The organism is uncultured Coprobacter sp., from assembly GCF_947855755.1.
GTDB lineage: Bacteria > Bacteroidota > Bacteroidia > Bacteroidales > Coprobacteraceae > Coprobacter.
In genome coordinates this window covers 1-17870 of the sequence record NZ_CANUAR010000019.1, presented here as the reverse complement: position 1 = coordinate 17870, position 17870 = coordinate 1, and the positions used below count along the sequence as shown (strand labels likewise).

Annotated in this window: 18 protein-coding genes; 11 read left to right on the top strand and 7 right to left on the bottom strand. The window is 37.9% G+C overall.

Going from position 1 to position 17870, the window contains the following annotated elements; translation table 11 throughout:
- Positions 1–101: 101 nt before the first annotated feature.
- The 3 genes from Q0093_RS10430 to Q0093_RS10420 all read left to right on the top strand — a co-directional run bounded on the left by Q0093_RS10430 (position 102) and on the right by Q0093_RS10420 (position 1850).
- Entirely contained in the window at positions 102–641 is a 540-nt protein-coding gene (locus Q0093_RS10430; protein WP_294177705.1) for a hypothetical protein, read from the top strand.
- 372 nt (positions 642–1013) lie between these two features.
- Positions 1014–1490 (top strand): RNA polymerase sigma factor, encoded by a 477-nt coding sequence (locus Q0093_RS10425; protein WP_294177706.1) that lies wholly within the window; start codon positions 1014–1016, stop codon positions 1488–1490.
- Positions 1491–1607: 117 nt separating this feature from the next.
- Positions 1608–1850, top strand: a complete 243-nt coding sequence (locus Q0093_RS10420; RefSeq protein WP_294177707.1) for a hypothetical protein — start codon at positions 1608–1610, stop codon at positions 1848–1850.
- A 181-nt stretch (positions 1851–2031) separates the two neighbouring features.
- Here the strand turns inward: Q0093_RS10420 and Q0093_RS10415 are convergent, their stop codons facing one another.
- On the bottom strand, positions 2032–4221 hold the full coding sequence (locus Q0093_RS10415; RefSeq protein ID WP_294177708.1) for a glutamine synthetase III: 2190 nt from the start codon (positions 4219–4221) through the stop codon (positions 2032–2034).
- Between the two features lie 123 nt (positions 4222–4344).
- On the bottom strand, positions 4345–5379 hold the full coding sequence (gene asnA, locus Q0093_RS10410; RefSeq protein ID WP_022602124.1) for an aspartate--ammonia ligase: 1035 nt from the start codon (positions 5377–5379) through the stop codon (positions 4345–4347).
- Positions 5380–5667: 288 nt separating this feature from the next.
- On the opposite strand from asnA, the gene Q0093_RS10405 reads away from it, so the two are divergent.
- Positions 5668–6168 (top strand): 3'-5' exonuclease, encoded by a 501-nt coding sequence (locus Q0093_RS10405; protein WP_297930153.1) that lies wholly within the window; start codon positions 5668–5670, stop codon positions 6166–6168.
- 26 nt (positions 6169–6194) lie between these two features.
- Here Q0093_RS10405 and Q0093_RS10400 read toward each other — a convergent pair whose 3' ends face one another.
- Positions 6195–7337, bottom strand: coding sequence for a DUF1343 domain-containing protein (locus Q0093_RS10400; protein WP_297930230.1), 1143 nt, complete (start codon positions 7335–7337; stop codon positions 6195–6197).
- A gap of 159 nt (positions 7338–7496) precedes the next feature.
- Here Q0093_RS10400 and Q0093_RS10395 point away from each other — a divergent pair, with 159 nt between their 5' ends.
- Together Q0093_RS10395 and Q0093_RS10390 are read left to right on the top strand one after the other, a co-directional pair.
- On the top strand, positions 7497–8012 hold the full coding sequence (locus Q0093_RS10395) for a hypothetical protein (RefSeq protein ID WP_294177711.1): 516 nt from the start codon (positions 7497–7499) through the stop codon (positions 8010–8012).
- Between the two features lie 165 nt (positions 8013–8177).
- A complete protein-coding gene (locus tag Q0093_RS10390; RefSeq protein WP_297930151.1) occupies positions 8178–8603 on the top strand; it encodes an Hsp20/alpha crystallin family protein in 426 nt (141 codons plus the stop codon).
- A 100-nt stretch (positions 8604–8703) separates the two neighbouring features.
- Here the strand turns inward: Q0093_RS10390 and Q0093_RS10385 are convergent, their stop codons facing one another.
- From Q0093_RS10385 to Q0093_RS10375, 3 genes are all read right to left on the bottom strand, one after another.
- Positions 8704–9870, bottom strand: coding sequence for an AIR synthase related protein (locus tag Q0093_RS10385; protein WP_297930148.1), 1167 nt, complete (start codon positions 9868–9870; stop codon positions 8704–8706).
- Between the two features lie 85 nt (positions 9871–9955).
- On the bottom strand, positions 9956–10498 hold the full coding sequence (locus Q0093_RS10380) for a nitroreductase family protein (RefSeq protein ID WP_297930146.1): 543 nt from the start codon (positions 10496–10498) through the stop codon (positions 9956–9958).
- 10 nt (positions 10499–10508) lie between these two features.
- Positions 10509–11114, bottom strand: a complete 606-nt coding sequence (locus Q0093_RS10375; RefSeq protein ID WP_297930143.1) for a riboflavin synthase — start codon at positions 11112–11114, stop codon at positions 10509–10511.
- 124 nt (positions 11115–11238) lie between these two features.
- Here Q0093_RS10375 and Q0093_RS10370 point away from each other — a divergent pair, with 124 nt between their 5' ends.
- Genes Q0093_RS10370 through Q0093_RS10360 form a run of 3 tightly spaced genes read left to right on the top strand, consistent with a single transcriptional unit; the run spans position 11239 to position 14622 of the window.
- The gene (locus Q0093_RS10370) at positions 11239–12819 is read left to right on the top strand and encodes a DUF4435 domain-containing protein (protein WP_297930140.1); all 1581 of its coding nucleotides are present in this window, start codon (positions 11239–11241) and stop codon (positions 12817–12819) included.
- A gap of 12 nt (positions 12820–12831) precedes the next feature.
- Positions 12832–13716 carry a 1,4-dihydroxy-2-naphthoate polyprenyltransferase gene (locus Q0093_RS10365; protein WP_294177717.1) on the top strand — a complete coding sequence of 295 codons (885 nt, stop codon included), beginning with the start codon at positions 12832–12834 and terminating at the stop codon, positions 13714–13716.
- Between the two features lie 12 nt (positions 13717–13728).
- Entirely contained in the window at positions 13729–14622 is an 894-nt protein-coding gene (locus Q0093_RS10360; protein WP_297930137.1) for a CPBP family intramembrane glutamic endopeptidase, read from the top strand.
- 26 nt (positions 14623–14648) lie between these two features.
- Here Q0093_RS10360 and lptB read toward each other — a convergent pair whose 3' ends face one another.
- A complete protein-coding gene (lptB, locus tag Q0093_RS10355) occupies positions 14649–15386 on the bottom strand; it encodes an LPS export ABC transporter ATP-binding protein (protein ID WP_294177731.1) in 738 nt (245 codons plus the stop codon).
- 738 nt (positions 15387–16124) lie between these two features.
- Here lptB and Q0093_RS10350 point away from each other — a divergent pair.
- The gene (locus Q0093_RS10350; protein WP_195596639.1) at positions 16125–16868 is read left to right on the top strand and encodes an ABC transporter permease; all 744 of its coding nucleotides are present in this window, start codon (positions 16125–16127) and stop codon (positions 16866–16868) included.
- Complete coding sequence (locus tag Q0093_RS10345; RefSeq protein ID WP_294177719.1) at positions 16865–17650, top strand: ABC transporter ATP-binding protein; 786 nt, start codon at positions 16865–16867, stop codon at positions 17648–17650. The genes Q0093_RS10350 and Q0093_RS10345 overlap by 4 nt, the downstream gene beginning before the upstream one ends.
- The last annotated feature ends 220 nt before the right edge of the window (positions 17651–17870 follow it).

Genomic DNA, 17870 nt, shown 5'->3' with positions numbered 1-17870 from the left:
GATAGGACATTTGATATTTTCATATAAATTGCTATGTTACTATATAGAATTTATGATGTGAGGATCTAAAACTTACTCGATATGTGTTCATTTGTGGATTTTTGATGCTTGTAATGTCGTCTTTTTCTCAAAAGGAAGTAGAGTTTTTCTTACAATCAAACAGGAGTTTTCTTACTGCGGACGGTTCTGATTATGTTGTAGTTCCGTTTGAGGGGAAAACAGCAAGTGAACTCTATTCTATGGTAAAGTCCAATGTCATGTCACTTTATCGAAACCCTAAAGAGGTGATGAGTGAAGATGAGAATGTCGCAATTAAAATATGCGCATTAAAGAATCTTGATTGGAAAGAGGGTTGTATCTATGCTTATTATGATTATTACGGAGATTGTAGTTTCTTGTTTCAATTTAAAGATGGGAAAATAAAAGTTGATGCACCCTCTGTCAGTAGTCAAGTATATAATAAAGTTAGTAAGAGTTATAAGTCATTTTATTATTATGTTAGAAAATTATTTACAAGGAAAGGATCCGTTAAACAAAGAAAATTAAAGCATAAACTTAGAATTGAGGAAAATATTAATTATCCGATTAACTATTTGTTAGGTTTTTATCAAAAGAATACAGGTAAAGATGATGATTGGTAATCGTGTATTGTATATTTGACCACGAAAAATATATCGTAAGATTTTATTTTTTAGAAATGTTTTTTAAAAGATATTTATGTTTATATTGTATTGATTTATAGGCATATTACTGTTATTTTAAGTAAAAATATAAGTACAAATATTTTATTTGTTTTAAAATAATATCTGAAATAATTTTTTTATTCAGATTTTATAGTTATTTTTATTAGCGGAAAGACATAAAAGTGTAAAACTTCAGAGTGTGGTTCTGGGATGAAGGTATTGAAACCTCCATTCCAAAAGCACTCAAAGAGTTGATGCTTTTATGTTTTTCCATTTATTCCAGAACAGGAATGGAGGTTTCTTTTTTGTTTAATGTTAATCTTAAAGCAAATGGAAAACTCTGATCTTGAAAACGAGTTGGTAAAATACCAGCCGGATATGATTAAATATGCCGTGTATCTTACTAATGATTACGAGTATGCATTAGATATTGTGCAGGACGTAAATTATCAGATACTTAAAAATAGAGACAAATTCGAATCCCGGCAATATTCTCTAAAAATATCTTTTATATTTATAAGAAACCGTTTTATCTCCTTGACGAGAAAGAGCAAAGCTTTATATATAGAACAAGAAACTCCGTGTAATGTTCAGGTTGAAAACAATACTATTTTCTATGATTATAACTACATTTTAGATTTAATAGACAAAATGGATATTCCTACTCGTGTATTAATAAGGCTATTGATTCAGGGGAAAAGCTATAAGGAGATAGGGAATATTCTAAACGTGAAAGAAGGTACAGTAAAAAGTAGAATTCATTATATCAGAAAAAAGATTAAAAACTTGTTGCCTGAATACTTTTAATTGTTAACCGAGTAATTACCGCAATATATTTTAGAGGTTATAGGTAAGATGATAAACTGTTAAATACAAAAGTTATATCGGTTGTTTTATTATAAACCTATTGATATTGTAGCAAATATGATCACTTTTATCGTCACGGAGTATAAAGATAACAGACTCTCTATGCTCGGTTTGAATCTTCTTGGAGTAACTGCCATTGCGGGAATTATCGCTGTTATTATCGGCTACAAAATTTTTATCATAGCCCAAAGAACGTCCACTTCACTTTCAAACATTTTCTCCAATCTGGACATGCAACTACTTCAGAAACTTGCTTATACCGGCCTCTGTCTTGAACCGGCTCAGGAACTCCTTACTTAACACCTTATCGGGTACTACATGATGCTTTTCTTTCATAATCTTCTTCATTTTGCAAATCTATAAAATAAAAAATACGGAACTCATTCTGAATCCCGTATTGCCTTACACAAAATATTTTATAATGCCTTATTTTTAAAGGCATTTACCGAATATCTCTTGGTACATTTTTAGATATAAAAACTTAACGTACAAATAACATTTCCCTATATTTAGGCAAAGGCCACATCTGATTGTCAACCATCAATTCAAGCTTATCTATGTGATAACGTATCTCATCCAACATCGGAGCAACAGTGTCATGGTATGCAATAGCTTTAGCCCTTTCCCCTTCGATTTTATTTGCCAACTTACGAGCATCCACCATAGTAGCTACCATTTCCTGTATAGAAAGCGTATGTCGGGCTATTTTACGAATTATTTCCATATCTTTAGAAGACATCGCAGCAGCTTCTTCAGGAGGAAATACTTCTTTAATTTTACAAACCGTATCTAATAATAAAGCTTGATACCTCGTTGCAACAGGCAAAATATGATTCAAAGCCAAATCTCCCATTACCCGAGCTTCGATCTGTATTTTTTTAGTGTACATTTCCCATTTTACCTCATTACGTGCAGCCAGCTCTACGGCATTCATCACCCCCACCGCCGAAAACATTTCGACAGAAGCAGGTTTTATATAAGCGTCAAAAATAACAGGAGTACTGGTCTCACAATCCAATCCACGAGCAGCAGCTTCCGCCTTCCATTCATCGCTATATCCGTTACCGTCAAAACGAATAGGCTTGCTTTCCTTTATATATTTTTTCAATACTCGAATAATCGCTTTCTCTTTACTTTCCCCTGCCTGAATTTTCTTATCGACCTCTTCTTTAAAGAGACGAAGTTGATGGGCGACCGCAGAATTAAGAACGATCATAGCCGCAGCACAATTAGCAGAAGAACCGACCGCTCTGAATTCAAAACGATTTCCGGTAAAAGCAAACGGTGAAGTACGATTTCTATCCGTATTATCCATAAGCAATTCGGGAATCTGGGATATATTGAGCTTTACTCCCGTTTTATCACACAATTCTATTACCGCATCATCCGAACTGTTTTCTAAAGCATCAAGAACATCTGACATCTGCGATCCCAAAAAAATAGAAATTATTGCAGGGGGTGCTTCGTTCGCCCCTAAACGATGCGCATTAGTAGCTGAAGATATACTGGCTTTCAGCAAAGCATTATGCTTATAAACAGCCATGATTACATTTACAAGAAATGTAACGAACTGCAGATTTCCTTCGGGAGTTTTCGCAGGAGCCAATAATGGTACTCCGGTATCCGTTCCTAAAGACCAGTTATTATGCTTACCCGACCCGTTTACGCCTTTAAATGGCTTTTCGTGCAGCAACACACGGAATCCATGACGACGAGCAACACGGCGCATAAGTTCCATAATGACCTGATTATGGTCGTTTGCCAAGTTACATTCCTCATATATGGGAGCTAACTCGAATTGATTAGGAGCAACCTCATTATGGCGGGTTTTCACCGGAATGCCTAACTTCAAACTTTCAATTTCCAATTCTTGCATAAAAGCCGATACACGAGTAGGAATAGCCCCGAAATAATGATCTTCAAGCTGTTGATTTTTAGAACTTTCATGCCCCATAAGAGTTCTTCCTGTCAGTAACAAATCCGGACGGGCAGCATATAATCCTTCATCAACCAAAAAATATTCTTGTTCCCAACCCAAATAAGAATAAACTTTTTTTACTTTCGAATCGAAATAACGGCATACATCCAATGCCGCAGAAGTAACAGCATCGATCGACTTTAACAAAGGAGCTTTATAATCAAGAGACTCTCCTGTATAAGAAATAAAAATGGTAGGAATACACAATGTATCTCCGACTATGAATGCAGGAGAAGAAGGATCCCATGCACTATATCCACGAGCTTCGAACGTATTTCGTATTCCACCGTTCGGGAAACTCGAAGCATCTCCTTCTTGCTGAATCAACAACTTTCCCGAAAACTCCTCGACCATTCCGCCCTTACCGTCGTGTTCTACAAAAGCATCATGTTTTTCTGCCGTACCGTCGGTCAAAGGATGAAACCAATGAGTGTAATGCGTCACGCCCATTTCTATTGCCCATTTTTTCATTCCCGCAGCAACAGGATCGGCAATCTCCCGGTTTAAAGGTTTTCCGTTATCGATCGCATCTACCAACGCATCGTACGTTTTCCGAGGCAAATATCGAAACATCTTTTCACGATTAAATACATACTTGGCAAAATACTCGGACGGACGTTCTTCCGGGCGTTCCACAGGAACTGCTTTCTTTTTAAAAGCTTCCTCTACAACTCTGAAACGTAAGGATGACATAGAATTTTCTTTTTATTTTTTAGAATAGCTATACAAAGGTAGAAAAAAAACAGAAAGCCCGCTATCATACAAATATATTATACAATAACGGGACTGTTTTATTTTACTGAATGAGTTCGATCATCACAATAAATAAATATGGTGCTTGGCACATTCGGTAATTTGATCTTCAGGCCAAATGCTTGCCTGTACCTCTCCGATATGAGCTTTTTGCAACAAAAACATACAAAGGCGCGATTGTCCGATTCCTCCACCGATGGAAAGCGGTAGTTCCCCTGATAATAAAGCTTTATGAAAATCTAACATCTCCCGTTCGGGACAACCGCAAATTTCCAACTGTCGTCGCAAGGCTATACGATCGACACGAATACCCATAGAGGAAAGTTCGAATGGACATTCTAAAATAGAGTTCCATAAAATAATATCTCCATTCAATCCGTTATATCCATCCGAATTCATGGAAATCCAATCATCATAGTCCGGAGCACGCCCGTCGTGAGGTTCTCCGTTAGAGAGGTTACCTCCTATCCCGATAATAAATATCGCTCCATATTTCCGTGCGGCTTTCGCTTCCCTGTCTTTTGGAGACAAAGTCGGATACATCTGCAAAAGCTCTTCGGCATGAATAAAAGTAATTTTATCCGGCAATATAGGAGTAATATGGGGAAAGTCGGCATATACCTGACTCTCCAGTTCTTTTACAATATTATAAATTTTACGAACGACATCCTTTAGATAATCTAAATTCCGATCTTGCTCGGTAATCGTCTGTTCCCAATCCCACTGATCTACATACAAAGAATGCAAATTGTCCAAATCTTCATCCGAACGGATCGCATTCATGTCCGTATAAAGTCCATATCCCGGAGCAATTCCGTAAGCCCCCAACTTTAATCGTTTCCATTTGGCAAGGGAATGTACGACCTCCGCCTTTCTGTCTCCCATACATTTAATTGGAAATGTAACAGCCCTCTCATGCCCATTAAGATCGTCATTGATACCCGTTCCGGCTAATACAAACAAAGGTGCTGTTACCCGACGAAGGTTTAATGATTTAGACAATTTTTCCTGAAAACTGACCTTCAATGTTTTTATTGCCTGTTCGGTGGTTTCGGGAAGCAATTTCAATTTATACTGTTTCGGAATAATCAATGCCATTTTTACCTTGTATTTTTCAATATTATATCAATGATATACAATTTGTTAACCATATCGATCAACTAAAAATATATTTTTCATTCTATTTTTTCGCAAAGCCACATAGGTATTTTGCAAGGGCAAATATAACACTTTTGTATAGAATAGCCCAAAAATATAATCTTTTTGCTACTATATTTTTTAAATCAATAACATTTCGATCCACTTACCCAACTCAATAAATAATAAAATTCCAAAAATATTCGATAATACAGCTCTTTTTCGGTATGTTTGCATCAAGAACAAAATATGATCAATAATTTTATCGCAATAGATTTTGAAACTGCCAATAAATACAGAAGCAGTGCTTGTTCTATGGGATTAGTAATCGTTAATAACGGACTAATAACAAAGGAATGGGAAACGTTTATAAGACCTCAACCGTTTTTTTTCTCATATTGGAGCACAGCCATACACGGAATCACACCCGATATGGTAATGGATGCACCGACGTTTGAAGAAGTCTGGAGTCGGATCGATTCGTGGTTTGTCAAATGCGATGCGATTGTCGCACATAATGCACCTTTCGACATAGGCGTTCTGCATGCTTGTCTCGAAAAGGCTCAAATCGCCAGTCATCTTCCGGAAAGTATCTGTACTTATCGATTAGCCCGAAAAAAATTGCCATTTCTTAGGAATCATAAACTCAACACTGTCAGTGAATATTTTCAAATCCCTCTTAACCACCATGATGCATTGAGCGATGCCCGGGCAGCTGCAAAGTTGATGCTTCGTCTCTCCGAAATTTAAACAGGCTTTAAATTCCCGACAACACATTAATCAAACTTACGAAAATCAGGATAAAGTAAATATCGCTTTCTCATCTGCCGGTATTCTTTCAATTCATCAGCCCAACGCTCTTTTATTTGACTTTCACTTTTTCCGGCAATTATGTCCATTCTGACCTGTGTATTTCCCATCAACATATCAAAAAAACGAGGTCTGGTAAAAAAGGATTTACCTCGATCTGCAATTTTATAAAAACCAAGGATATATTTCAATGACAATCCACCGCTCACTTCAACCTCTCGTAAATCGATTCCGAAACAAGTCTTATCTTTCTGTAATGGATTCTTATCAAAGCCGGGAAGTGCACAAGGTGTAAAAGTAAACGTACCGAATTTTTCATCCGGATAACCCAGCACCTGAAAAGGATAACGAGTACCTCGCCCTACACTGACATCAGTAGCTTCAAAAAAACACAGAGACGGATACAATATGACAGATTGACTATTCGGCAAGTTAGGAGACGGTTTCACAGGAAGAATATAAGGATCTCCATGTTGCCAACCTTTTACAGGGATTACCGTAAGTTTTAAGGAATAAGTATCACCCCAATTTTCACCCCGAATCATTCCGGCCAATTCTCCGATTGTCAAACCGTGTAGAACCGGAAGCGGCAACATTCCAACAAACGAACGCAAAGAGTCTTGCATTATCGGTCCGTCGATATAATCGTTCGGATTAGGACGATCCAACACGACCATCTCAACTCCTGTTTCAGCACAAGACTGCATTACATAATACATAGTACTTATATAAGTGTAAAAACGTGCGCCGACATCTTGAATATCGAATACCATAACGTCGATCCCCGACAGTTGTTCCCTTGTCGGCTTTTTATTTTTCCCATAAAGGGATATAACGGGCAAACCCGACCGCTTGTCACGACTGTTCATGACTGTTTCTCCGGGATCTGCATTTCCGCGAAACCCGTGTTCCGGCGCAAAAACAGAGACAACATGAACTCCCCGACTCAGTAATGTATCCAAAAGATGTACTTGCTTATCCCCTACCAAAGAAGTATGATTAACGACTAATCCGACCCGTTTGGATTTTAATAAAGAGACAATTTTATCAATCTGATCCGACCCGTTCAATAAAGGAACAGCTTGAATTATACCTAAAGATAAAACCATCAATATCAACAGTAACGTATGTCGTTTCATTTTTTTATTTTTGTCTGTAAAGATACAGAAATGCGTTTTCTAATACATATTTTCTAAACAGAATTACCGCCATTTATCCTAAAAATCTTATTTTTGTAACTAAGGTTAATCATTTATAACTATCCTATCATGAAACATGTACTCTTTTTGATTATAGTGCTTTCTTGTAATTGTATCTTACTATCCGGACAAAACAACGTTCCGAAAAATCCGTTCGTACCACGAACACAGCCGGCACAAATCATTGCAAACAAAAAGGATACGGCACAAAATATTTTATGCGGGAAATCCGGAAGTTTAAGAAAAACAGATTTTGCCCATGCCATAGACATGTTAGGTTTTGAAAAAAGGCTGAATGACCGCACCGAAACATTCATGCTACAAAACAACACTGAAAATCTGGTTACCCGAGTAAAACTAAAGATCACATATAGAGCTCCTAACGGAAAAATGATCGATTACCGGGAAGTAATGGTCGATGGCGAATTACTGCCTCATACAACCCGACAATTCGAAATAGAAAGTTTCGACAAGGGCAAACGATATTATTTTCACAAAAGTACCGGAGGAAACAAAAAATTAGAGGGTTACCCTTTCCATATACAATTCTCGCTACTGCGATACGATATTGCCATTACCCAATAAAATTTGAGCTTATATCGTTTTTTTTAACTGCCAATACCGCCGCAAATTCTTTTTGTGGCATGTTCTTTGCGCTTGTATTAATAGTATTTTGAATTGATATTTAAACAGTTCAAAGTTTTTTACTTAATAGTTATATGTTTAATTTAATTTTTAGGAGGTACAATTATGACACCTGCAAAACATTCTCAAAACTGGTTACCCGGTATCTTTAATGATTTTTTCGGAAACGAATGGATCGCAAAATCCAACAGTTCAGCACCTGCCGTAAACATTATCGAAAACGATAAAGAATACGAAGTAGAAATAGCTGCTCCGGGTCTGACTAAAGATGACTTCAACGTTCGCATCGACGATAACGATCATCTTATAATCACGGTGGAAAATAAAAAAGAAAATGAAGAAAAAGATAAAAAAGGCAAATTCCTAAGAAGGGAATTCTCCTATTCTCAATTTCGTCAAACTTTGATTTTACCGGAAAATATCAATAAGGATGGGATTGAAGCTAAACAGGAAAATGGCATATTAAGTGTCACAATTCCCAAAAAGGCTCTTCCCGAATCTAAAGAACCGAAACAAATTCCGGTAAAATAAAGTAACAAAATTATCGGATAAAACAATAAAAAAACAAACCGTTTACCGGAATTTTTCATTTCCGAAGAACGGTTTGTTTTTTTAATCATTTCCAGAAGATCTAATATTCAAAATGTCCGAATTCCGATTCGATAACGAGACTATTCTTATCAGCTGTTTCGACAAATCCGATAATCCGGGCATCAATCCCGAATGAGTGGGTAATATCTATGACTTCTTGTGCTCGATCTGGTGTCACATATACTTCCATACGATGTCCCATATTGAACACTTTATACATCTCTTGCCAGTCGGTCTCCGACTGTTCTTGTATCATCTTAAATAAAGGCGGAACAGGGAAAAGATTATTTTTCGTGACTTTCACGCCTTCTACAAAATGCATGACTTTAGTTTGCGCTCCTCCCGAACAATGTACCATACCATGTATTTCCGGCCTCATATAATCGAGTAATTTTTTAATTACCGGAGCATAAGTACGGGTAGGTGACAATACAAGTTTACCTGCGTCAAGCCCCAGCCCCTCAATCTCATCCGTAAGACGAAGCCCTCCGGAGTAGATCAATTCTTCCGGTACAGCTGCATCATAACTTTCCGGATATTTCTCTGCCAAATATTTAGAAAAGACATCATGACGAGCAGAAGTCAAACCATTGCTGCCCATGCCCCCATTGTATTCCTTTTCATAAGTAGCTTGTCCGTAAGAGGCCATTCCGACAATCACATCTCCTCCCTTTATCCGATGATTCGAAATAACATCTGAACGTTTCATCCGGCATGTCACCGTACTATCCACAATGATCGTACGCACCAAATCCCCGACATCGGCAGTCTCGCCTCCGGTAGCATAAGCGTTTACACCTAATTCACGTAATTCCGAAAGCAGTTCGTCCGTACCGTTAATAATGGCAGAAATGACCTCACCGGGAATCAGTAATTTATTCCGTCCTATGGTCGAAGATACCAAAATATTATCGGTAGCACCGACACACAAAAGGTCGTCGATATTCATAATAAGCGCATCTTGGGCAATCCCTTTCCAAACCGAAAGATCTCCGGTTTCCTTCCAATATATATACGCTAAAGAAGATTTTGTCCCTGCCCCGTCGGCATGCATGATATTACAATATTCAGGATCTCCTCCGAGAATATCAGGAATAATTTTACAAAAGGCTTTCGGAAAAATGCCCTTGTCTATATTTCTTATGGCATTATGAACATCTTCTTTCGATGCGGAAACACCACGCAGATTATAACGTTGATCGCTCATTATGATAATTTTCTGATTCGCTTACAAAAGTAATGTAAAAAAAAACGTGTACAAAATTGTACACGCTCTTATTTCTCATTCATATTTAATAGTGATTGGTAGATATTATCGTATCTGCCGGTTTTCTCTTTTTATCACGATGCTCCTGCACAGAATATCCTATTACAATATCGAGTATAACTCTTTTTCCGGAAGGGATTCCCAAAACCTTACGCATGGCTTTTTCGTCGAACCATCCCAACATACAACTGCCTAATCCTTCGGCCGCCGCAGCCAGAACAATATGCGCTGCAGCTACTCCGATATCGATATGGGGAAAATGCTTCCGTTTGATCCAGCCTCCCAGTCCGGCAGAAATATTAGCACTTTCCTCAACAATAACAATATGTACCGGAGCTTGTTTGGTAAAGTGGTTAATGTTCAATATACGGTTCGATGTCGCATCTGCCACACGATTTTTCAATTTCGGATCATCCACTACGATAAAATGCCAAGGCTGCGAATTACAGGATGACGGAGCAAGCCGCCCCGCCTCTAAAATGCGCTCCAGCTTTTCCGGTTCGACCATACGCTCCGGATCAAAAGCCCGATCGCTCTGCCGCTGTTTTACAAGAGAAAGGAAATCCATATATGCAGACTTAATCAGAATATTTCATCATACGGCTGATATACTTGCCGATAATGTCAAACTCAAGGTTTACTACACTCCCGACCGTAATCTGATGAAAGTTCGTATATTCGTGAGTATAAGGAATGATAGCTACCTGAAAACTGTCATCTTTAGAGTTACAGACCGTCAAACTCACACCGTTTACCGTCACCGAACCCTTCTCCACAGTCATATATCCGTCACGTGCTTTCTGCTTGTCAAAATCATATACAAAAGTATAATACCAACTACCGTCCGCTTCTTCTACAGCCGTGCAACGAGCAGTCTGGTCAACATGCCCCTGAACGATATGACCGTCCAATCGCCCGTTCATCATCATACTCCGCTCGAGATTGACTTTATCGCCGACTTTCAACAAACCCAGATTGCTTCTGTCGAGAGTTTCTTGAATAGCCGTCACGGTATATGTACCCTCTTCTATACTCACTACGGTAAGACATACTCCGTTATGCGCTACGCTCTGATCTATTTTCAACTCGTCCGTGAACGAACAAGAAAGAGTCAGATGCAAATTCCCCTGTTCTTTTTTAAGAGCCACAACGGTAGCCGCTTCTTCTACAATTCCTGAAAACATAATATTCCGTTTTAAATTATATCAGCCTCAAAAATAAAAAAAAAATAGCAGTCGAACACTTTTATAAATGATAATTCCGTACATTTGAAAAACACAAGTTTTAAGCGGTATAACATGTTTGTATATGGAAATCACATTACCTCCTAAAAACGATTTATCGGAAAGAATTGTTTTACAGAACCCTCATAATATAGTCATAATCGGTGCAAACGGCGCAGGCAAGAGTCGTTTCGGAGAAGAAATAGAACGGGAATATCCTGAACAGACATTTCGCATATCCGCACTGAACTCGGTTTGTATCGTTCCTGATTCTCCCGATTCTCCCAACTCTATCGCCCGACAGTTTAAAGAAACTTTCAGCGAAAAACCGGCTTCTCAAGCACAAACGGAATTCGAGCAGCTGTTTTGCCTACTTCAATATGAAGAATTCAAAACATTGACGAAATACAAAGAACGGTTAAAGAATGAGATCGGAGTAGCCATTCCGGTTACAAAACTCGACAGGACTCAAATTATATGGGAAAAAATATTTCCACACAGCCGGCTATTGCGCAAGCCTGATCGTTTGGAAATCATATCGGATAAAAGTAATAATCCATATAATGCCTTGCGCATGAGTCAAGGCGAAAGGGTGGTATTCTATTTAATCGCGGCGGCATTATCGGCATCGCCCGACTCTATTTTGATTATCGAAGATCCGGAGGTCCATCTGCACCGCTCGATAATGAGTTCTTTATGGGATTATATAGAGCAAGAACGTCCCGACTGTACATTTGTATATTTGACACACGACATAGAATTCGCAACGACAAGAACCGGAGGAATAAGAATATGGGTAAAATCATACGATGCAGATCAACACTCTTGGGATTACGAACTCATAGAAAATCAAGAACTTTTTCCAGAAGAAGTTTATCTTGAGTTATTAGGAAGCAGAAAACCCATTCTTTTTATAGAAGGTACGGACTCTTCCAGCATCGACATAAAATTATACCCGTATATTTTTCCGGAATATATGGTAAAACCGCTCGGAGGATGCACTAAAGTCATAGAAACGACTAAGGCTTTTGCCGAAATGAAAGGGTTTCATCATCTCGAATCGAAAGGAATCGTAGATAGAGACAGACGTACACCGCATGAAATCAAATACTTAAGAGAACGCAATATTTATGTCCCGGATGTTGCAGAAGTAGAAAATCTTCTAATGCTCGAACCGATAATCCGGGTAATTGCCAGAAGAATGTTACAGAATGAAGATGAAGTGTTTCATGCTGTAAAACAGAACGTAATAGCTCTTTTCAAAAAGGATATAGAATCTCAGGCTTTACTGCACACCCGTCACCGTACCCGCAGAGAAATCGAATACACGATAGACCGGCGTTTAAATACAATCGAAGAGTTTACCCGGCATATAGAAACGCTGACCGATAATATAGACACAGACTCCATATATAGAAATATTCTCGACGAGTTTATCCGATATGCAGAAAATGAAGATTATCCGGCTATTTTAAGAGTATATAATCAAAAAGGAATGTTGCCGCAAAGCCGAGTGACCCATTTATGCGGATTGGCAAATAAAGAAAAATATCTTAGCTTTGTGCTTTCGATTTTGAAAGAAGACAAAGAAGACGCCGCAACGATACGTAAAGCGATACAAGCTTGTTTCGGTATCGTACAAAAGGAAAACGAAGAAGAACTTTAAGATAGAGTTTCAATGATAAAGAAATGGATAGAAGCTGCTCGTCCTCGCACTTTACCGACATCGGTAAGTCCTGTAATCGCAGCTTCGGCATACGCATGGTATCAGAATACATTCAACGGATATGCAGCTACAATATGCCTTATATTCGCATTATTGGCTCAAATCGCTTCAAATTTCGGTAACGATTATTTCGACTATAAAAAAGGAAGCGACAATGCTGATCGTGTAGGACCGCGTCGAGCCGTAGCATCCGGCGATATCTCTCCCAAATCTATGTTTCATGCAACAATATTGACATTGGCTTTAGCATGTGTTACCGGCTGTTTGCTAATCCCCATAGGCGGTTGGGGACTTCTCTTTGCCGGCATATTTATCGCAATTTTCGCAATAGCTTACTCTGCCGGTCCTTATCCCCTATCTTATCACGGGTTGGGCGATATCGCCGTATTTATCTTTTTCGGACTTATAGCCGTCAATCTTTCTTTTTATGTTCAGTCCCTTTATTTCGATCGACAAGTGTTTCTTTGCAGTATAGCTATGGGTTTATTATCGGTCAATATCCTTATGGTCAACAATTACCGGGATAAAGAGACTGATGAAATTTCGAATAAAAAAACACTCGTTGTATTATTCGGGCGTAAATTTGCAGAATACGCATACCTTTTGAATGGAATTGCAGCATTAGCTGTTACCGGAACTATCTGGTTCACGACCAGCATACCCGGCTATATCGCTGCTATTCTATATTTAAGCATACACCTGAAAACTTGGTATGCAATGACGAAAAAAAAAGGAACGGAACTGAATCCGATTTTAGGTAAAACAGCTCGAAATCAACTGATATTTACACTATTACTTATTCTTATTATAATTATAAATCGATCGGCAAGCTTTTAATATTCATAAAATATGACTTTTTCTAATATATACGGAACAGCTTCTTTTTGGACAAAAATATTCATTACGCTTTGTATCATGCTGATAATGCTCATTATATCGGCAATATTGATATGGTTATTCAGTACCAGTTTTAGTAACATTTTATCCCAATCGGATATTCTTGTAGGAAGCATGTCCATCCAATGTATTTTTCTTTTTATTTCCACAGCCGTAGTTGCAGCCGGACTATTCAGTTCTCATCCGTTTTCATATTTGAAAATGGATAAAAGGCCATCTGTTACAGCACTTATCGGTGTTATAATCTGTATGATCGTATTTATACCTTTCATGAATTTAGTCATTAGCTGGAATCAATCTTTGACATTGCCTGAAAACTTTTCGGCTGTCGAAACATGGATGCGCAATAAAGAAGCTACCGCCCAACTGATTACCGATCAATTATTAAACATACATTCTTTAGGAGCGCTGGTATTATTGATTTTAGTTATCGGCATTCTGACCGGTATCGGGGAAGAGACACTCTTCAGAGGCCTCCTTCAAAAACTATTATGGGAAAAAACAGGTAACAAACATGCTGCAATATGGATCGGAGCAATAATATTCAGCGCCATACATTTTCAGTTTTTCGGGTTTATACCCCGTATGCTGCTCGGAGCTTTTTTCGGATATTTGCTTGTATGGTCGGGAAATATATGGTTACCGATAACCGCACATTTTTTTAACAACAGTATAACTGTCGTTTTCCACTATATAGAAAATCAAGGATATGAACTTTCTTACTTTGAAAAAATCGGTACTATGGAAAACGGTACTTGGGATATTGCCGTATATAGTTTGATTCTTTTTATCTTATGCAGCTATACCTTATACAAATATCTGCAAAAAAAGTCGTTACGGATATAAAAAACACCGGTACATTCCTCGAAAAATCAATCAAATTTCTTACGATGAAAAATAAAATTACGTCCAAGATATTTTTCCCGAACTACCGGATCGACGGCCAGCTCTTCAGAAGTTCCTTGAAATAATATCTTACCCTCAAACAACATATATGCCCGATCGGTAATACTCAAAGTCTCAGGTGCGTTATGGTCGGTAATCAAAATTCCGATATTCTTCTCTTTAAGCTTATATACAATATATTGAATATCTTCTACTGCAATCGGGTCGACCCCGGCAAAAGGTTCGTCAAGCATAATAAACTTAGGGCTGATAGCCAAACAACGTGCAATCTCGGTACGTCGTCTTTCCCCTCCGGATAATTGATCCCCCAAATTCTTCCGTACCTTTTGTAACCGAAATTCAGCAATCAGACTCTCCAATTTTTCTTTTTGAAATTCTTTGCTTTTTCCGGTCATCTGTAAAACAGACAAGATATTATCCTCAACCGACATTTTACGAAACACAGAAGCCTCCTGCGCTAAATATCCGATTCCATGCTGAGCACGTTTATATACGGGGAACTTAGTAATTTCAAGATCATTCAGGAAAATGCGCCCCTCATTGGGAGTGACCAAACCGGTAGTCATGTAGAAAGTCGTGGTCTTCCCCGCTCCATTCGGCCCTAACAGACCGACAATTTCACCTTGTTTTACATTAATAGAGACATGATTGGCAACCGTACGTTGCCCGTATTTCTTCACCAGATTCTCGGTTCTCAATACCATCAAATCGTCACCTTGCACAATACGAGTAGCGGTCGTATTGGTTTCCGTCTCAATATTTGGGGTAAGCTCTTCTGCCATTCCTGATGTCTGATTTAGTTGCGACTGATTATTTCTGTTGCAAAGGTAAAGATTTTCACGGACTACGGTAATTTAACGTTCTAAATTTTATAAATATAAAAAATAAAGCCAGCCCGTCTTTATCTCTTTGGTGTTGTAGACGGTAATATAACCGTTTTTTAGGAGCTCAGCGATTCACATCGCATATTTAGGTGTGTAAGAGTATGACAAGCCGACTTTAATACATTTTATTATGTGCAAAGATACATTTATTTTTTCATGAAAATTTTTCATTTCCTCATTTTTTTCGTTTTTTAAAATATTCTTATAAAGAACTGTTATACTGTATGCAAATGAAAGATAAAGGTATTTTATATCAATTTTTAAGTTTAAAACAGCCATGCCTGAAAAATTTTCCCTAAGTTTGTAGAGTCTGATTAAATTTTACTCGGGTCAGGTTTGAGAACTTCTTTCGAGAATGTTTTATAGTTTTTACGAAGAGGATAGCGAGCTATCGAGTAAAAACAGAAAAACAGACCGAAAGAAAATACAAAGATGACCTGATTATATTTCTTTATTGGAAATTTTAAACAGGCTCTCATTAAAATATACATATTATAGTCGTAAAAAGAATACTCTTTTTACTGAAATGGTATCTATTAAAAACGAAAAAATATGTTTATATTAAAATCGCTAAACAAGTTCGGCGAATATATTTTATTAATGGGTAAAGTTTTCTCAATTCCCGACCGATGGAGCGAATTTTTCAGACGATATATAATGGAAGTTTATCAACTCGTGATAGACTCTATCGCTATCGTGGTAACGATCTCCCTGTTTATCGGTGCTGTTATAGCTATACAAACATCTTTGAACATCATGTCTCCGCTGATTCCCCCCTATACGGTAGGTTTAATAACGAGAGATACCCTCCTGCTCGAATTCTCATCATCTATAATGTGTCTTATTCTTGCAGGAAAAATTGGATCTAACATCGCATCCGAAATAGGGACAATGCGAGTAACAGAACAGATAGACGCATTGGATATCATGGGAGTAAATTCTGCCAATTATCTCATCCTACCTAAAATCACGGCATTAGTAACGTTTATCCCCATCTTAGTAGCATTCAGCATGTTTACCGGATTATTCGGAGGGTATCTGGTAAGTATTTTCACATCAATTATTCCGACATCCCGGTATGTTTACGGACTACAATCATATTTTAATGAATATTATATCTGGTACTCGATCATCAAATCTCTTTTCTTCGGATTTGTGATTAGCAGCGTAGCATCTTTTTACGGTTATAAAGTAAAAGGCGGTGCTCTTGAAGTAGGACAAGCAAGTACCGATTCTGTAGTCGTAAGCAGTGTAACCATCTTATTACTCGATGTTTTACTGACCAAAATATTATTGCAATGATAGAAATTAAAAATGTTACAAAATCGTTTGACGGTAAAACTATCTTGCATGACATTTCTGCGACCTTTCACACCGGAAAAACGAATCTGATCATCGGACAAAGCGGATCGGGGAAAACCGTATTGATGAAATCGATTGTAGGGTTATTGCACCCCGAATTCGGACAAATACTATATGACGGCAAAGATTTATTACAAATGTCCGGGGCGCAAGTTAAAGCCTTACGCTCCGAAATCGGAATGCTATTTCAGGGATCAGCTCTATTCGATTCTCTGACCGTAATAGAAAATGTCATGTTCCCATTAAAGATGTTTACTCGCAAATCCTTGTCCGAACGGATAAAGCGTGCAGAATTTTGTCTGGATAGAGTAAACCTGAAAGGTGCTGACAATCTTTTTCCTTCGGAAATAAGCGGAGGTATGCAAAAACGTGTTGCGATCGCCCGAGCGATTGCACTAAATCCAAAATATTTATTTTGTGACGAGCCTAACTCCGGATTAGATCCTCGTACTTCTATTCTCATTGACGAATTGGTTCGAGATATTACTCGTGAATATAACATTACGACAATCATCAACACGCACGATATGAATTCGGTTATGGGTATCGGAGAAAATATAGTATTCCTGGACAAAGGGCACAAAGAATGGGTCGGAAACAATGAAGAAATTTTTACTTCGGATAATAAAGCGTTAAATGACTTTGTTTTTGCCTCCAATCTTTTCAAGATGGTCAAAAAATATGTCATAAAAGAACACCTGTCCGATTCTCTGAAAGAATAGTATAACCGCAAATCCCGTCAACGAACACGAAATTTGTAACACATTTATTGACAGACATCTAAAATAAAGCTAAAAAGTTCGTTTTTATTTTTGTGCAATCGATTGTTTTAAATCAAAGATTTAGTGTATATTTGCACACTGATATTTTATAACTATATTTGAACCATGAGCAAAAAAGTAGTCACATTCGGAGAAATCATGTTGCGGTTGGCCACACCGG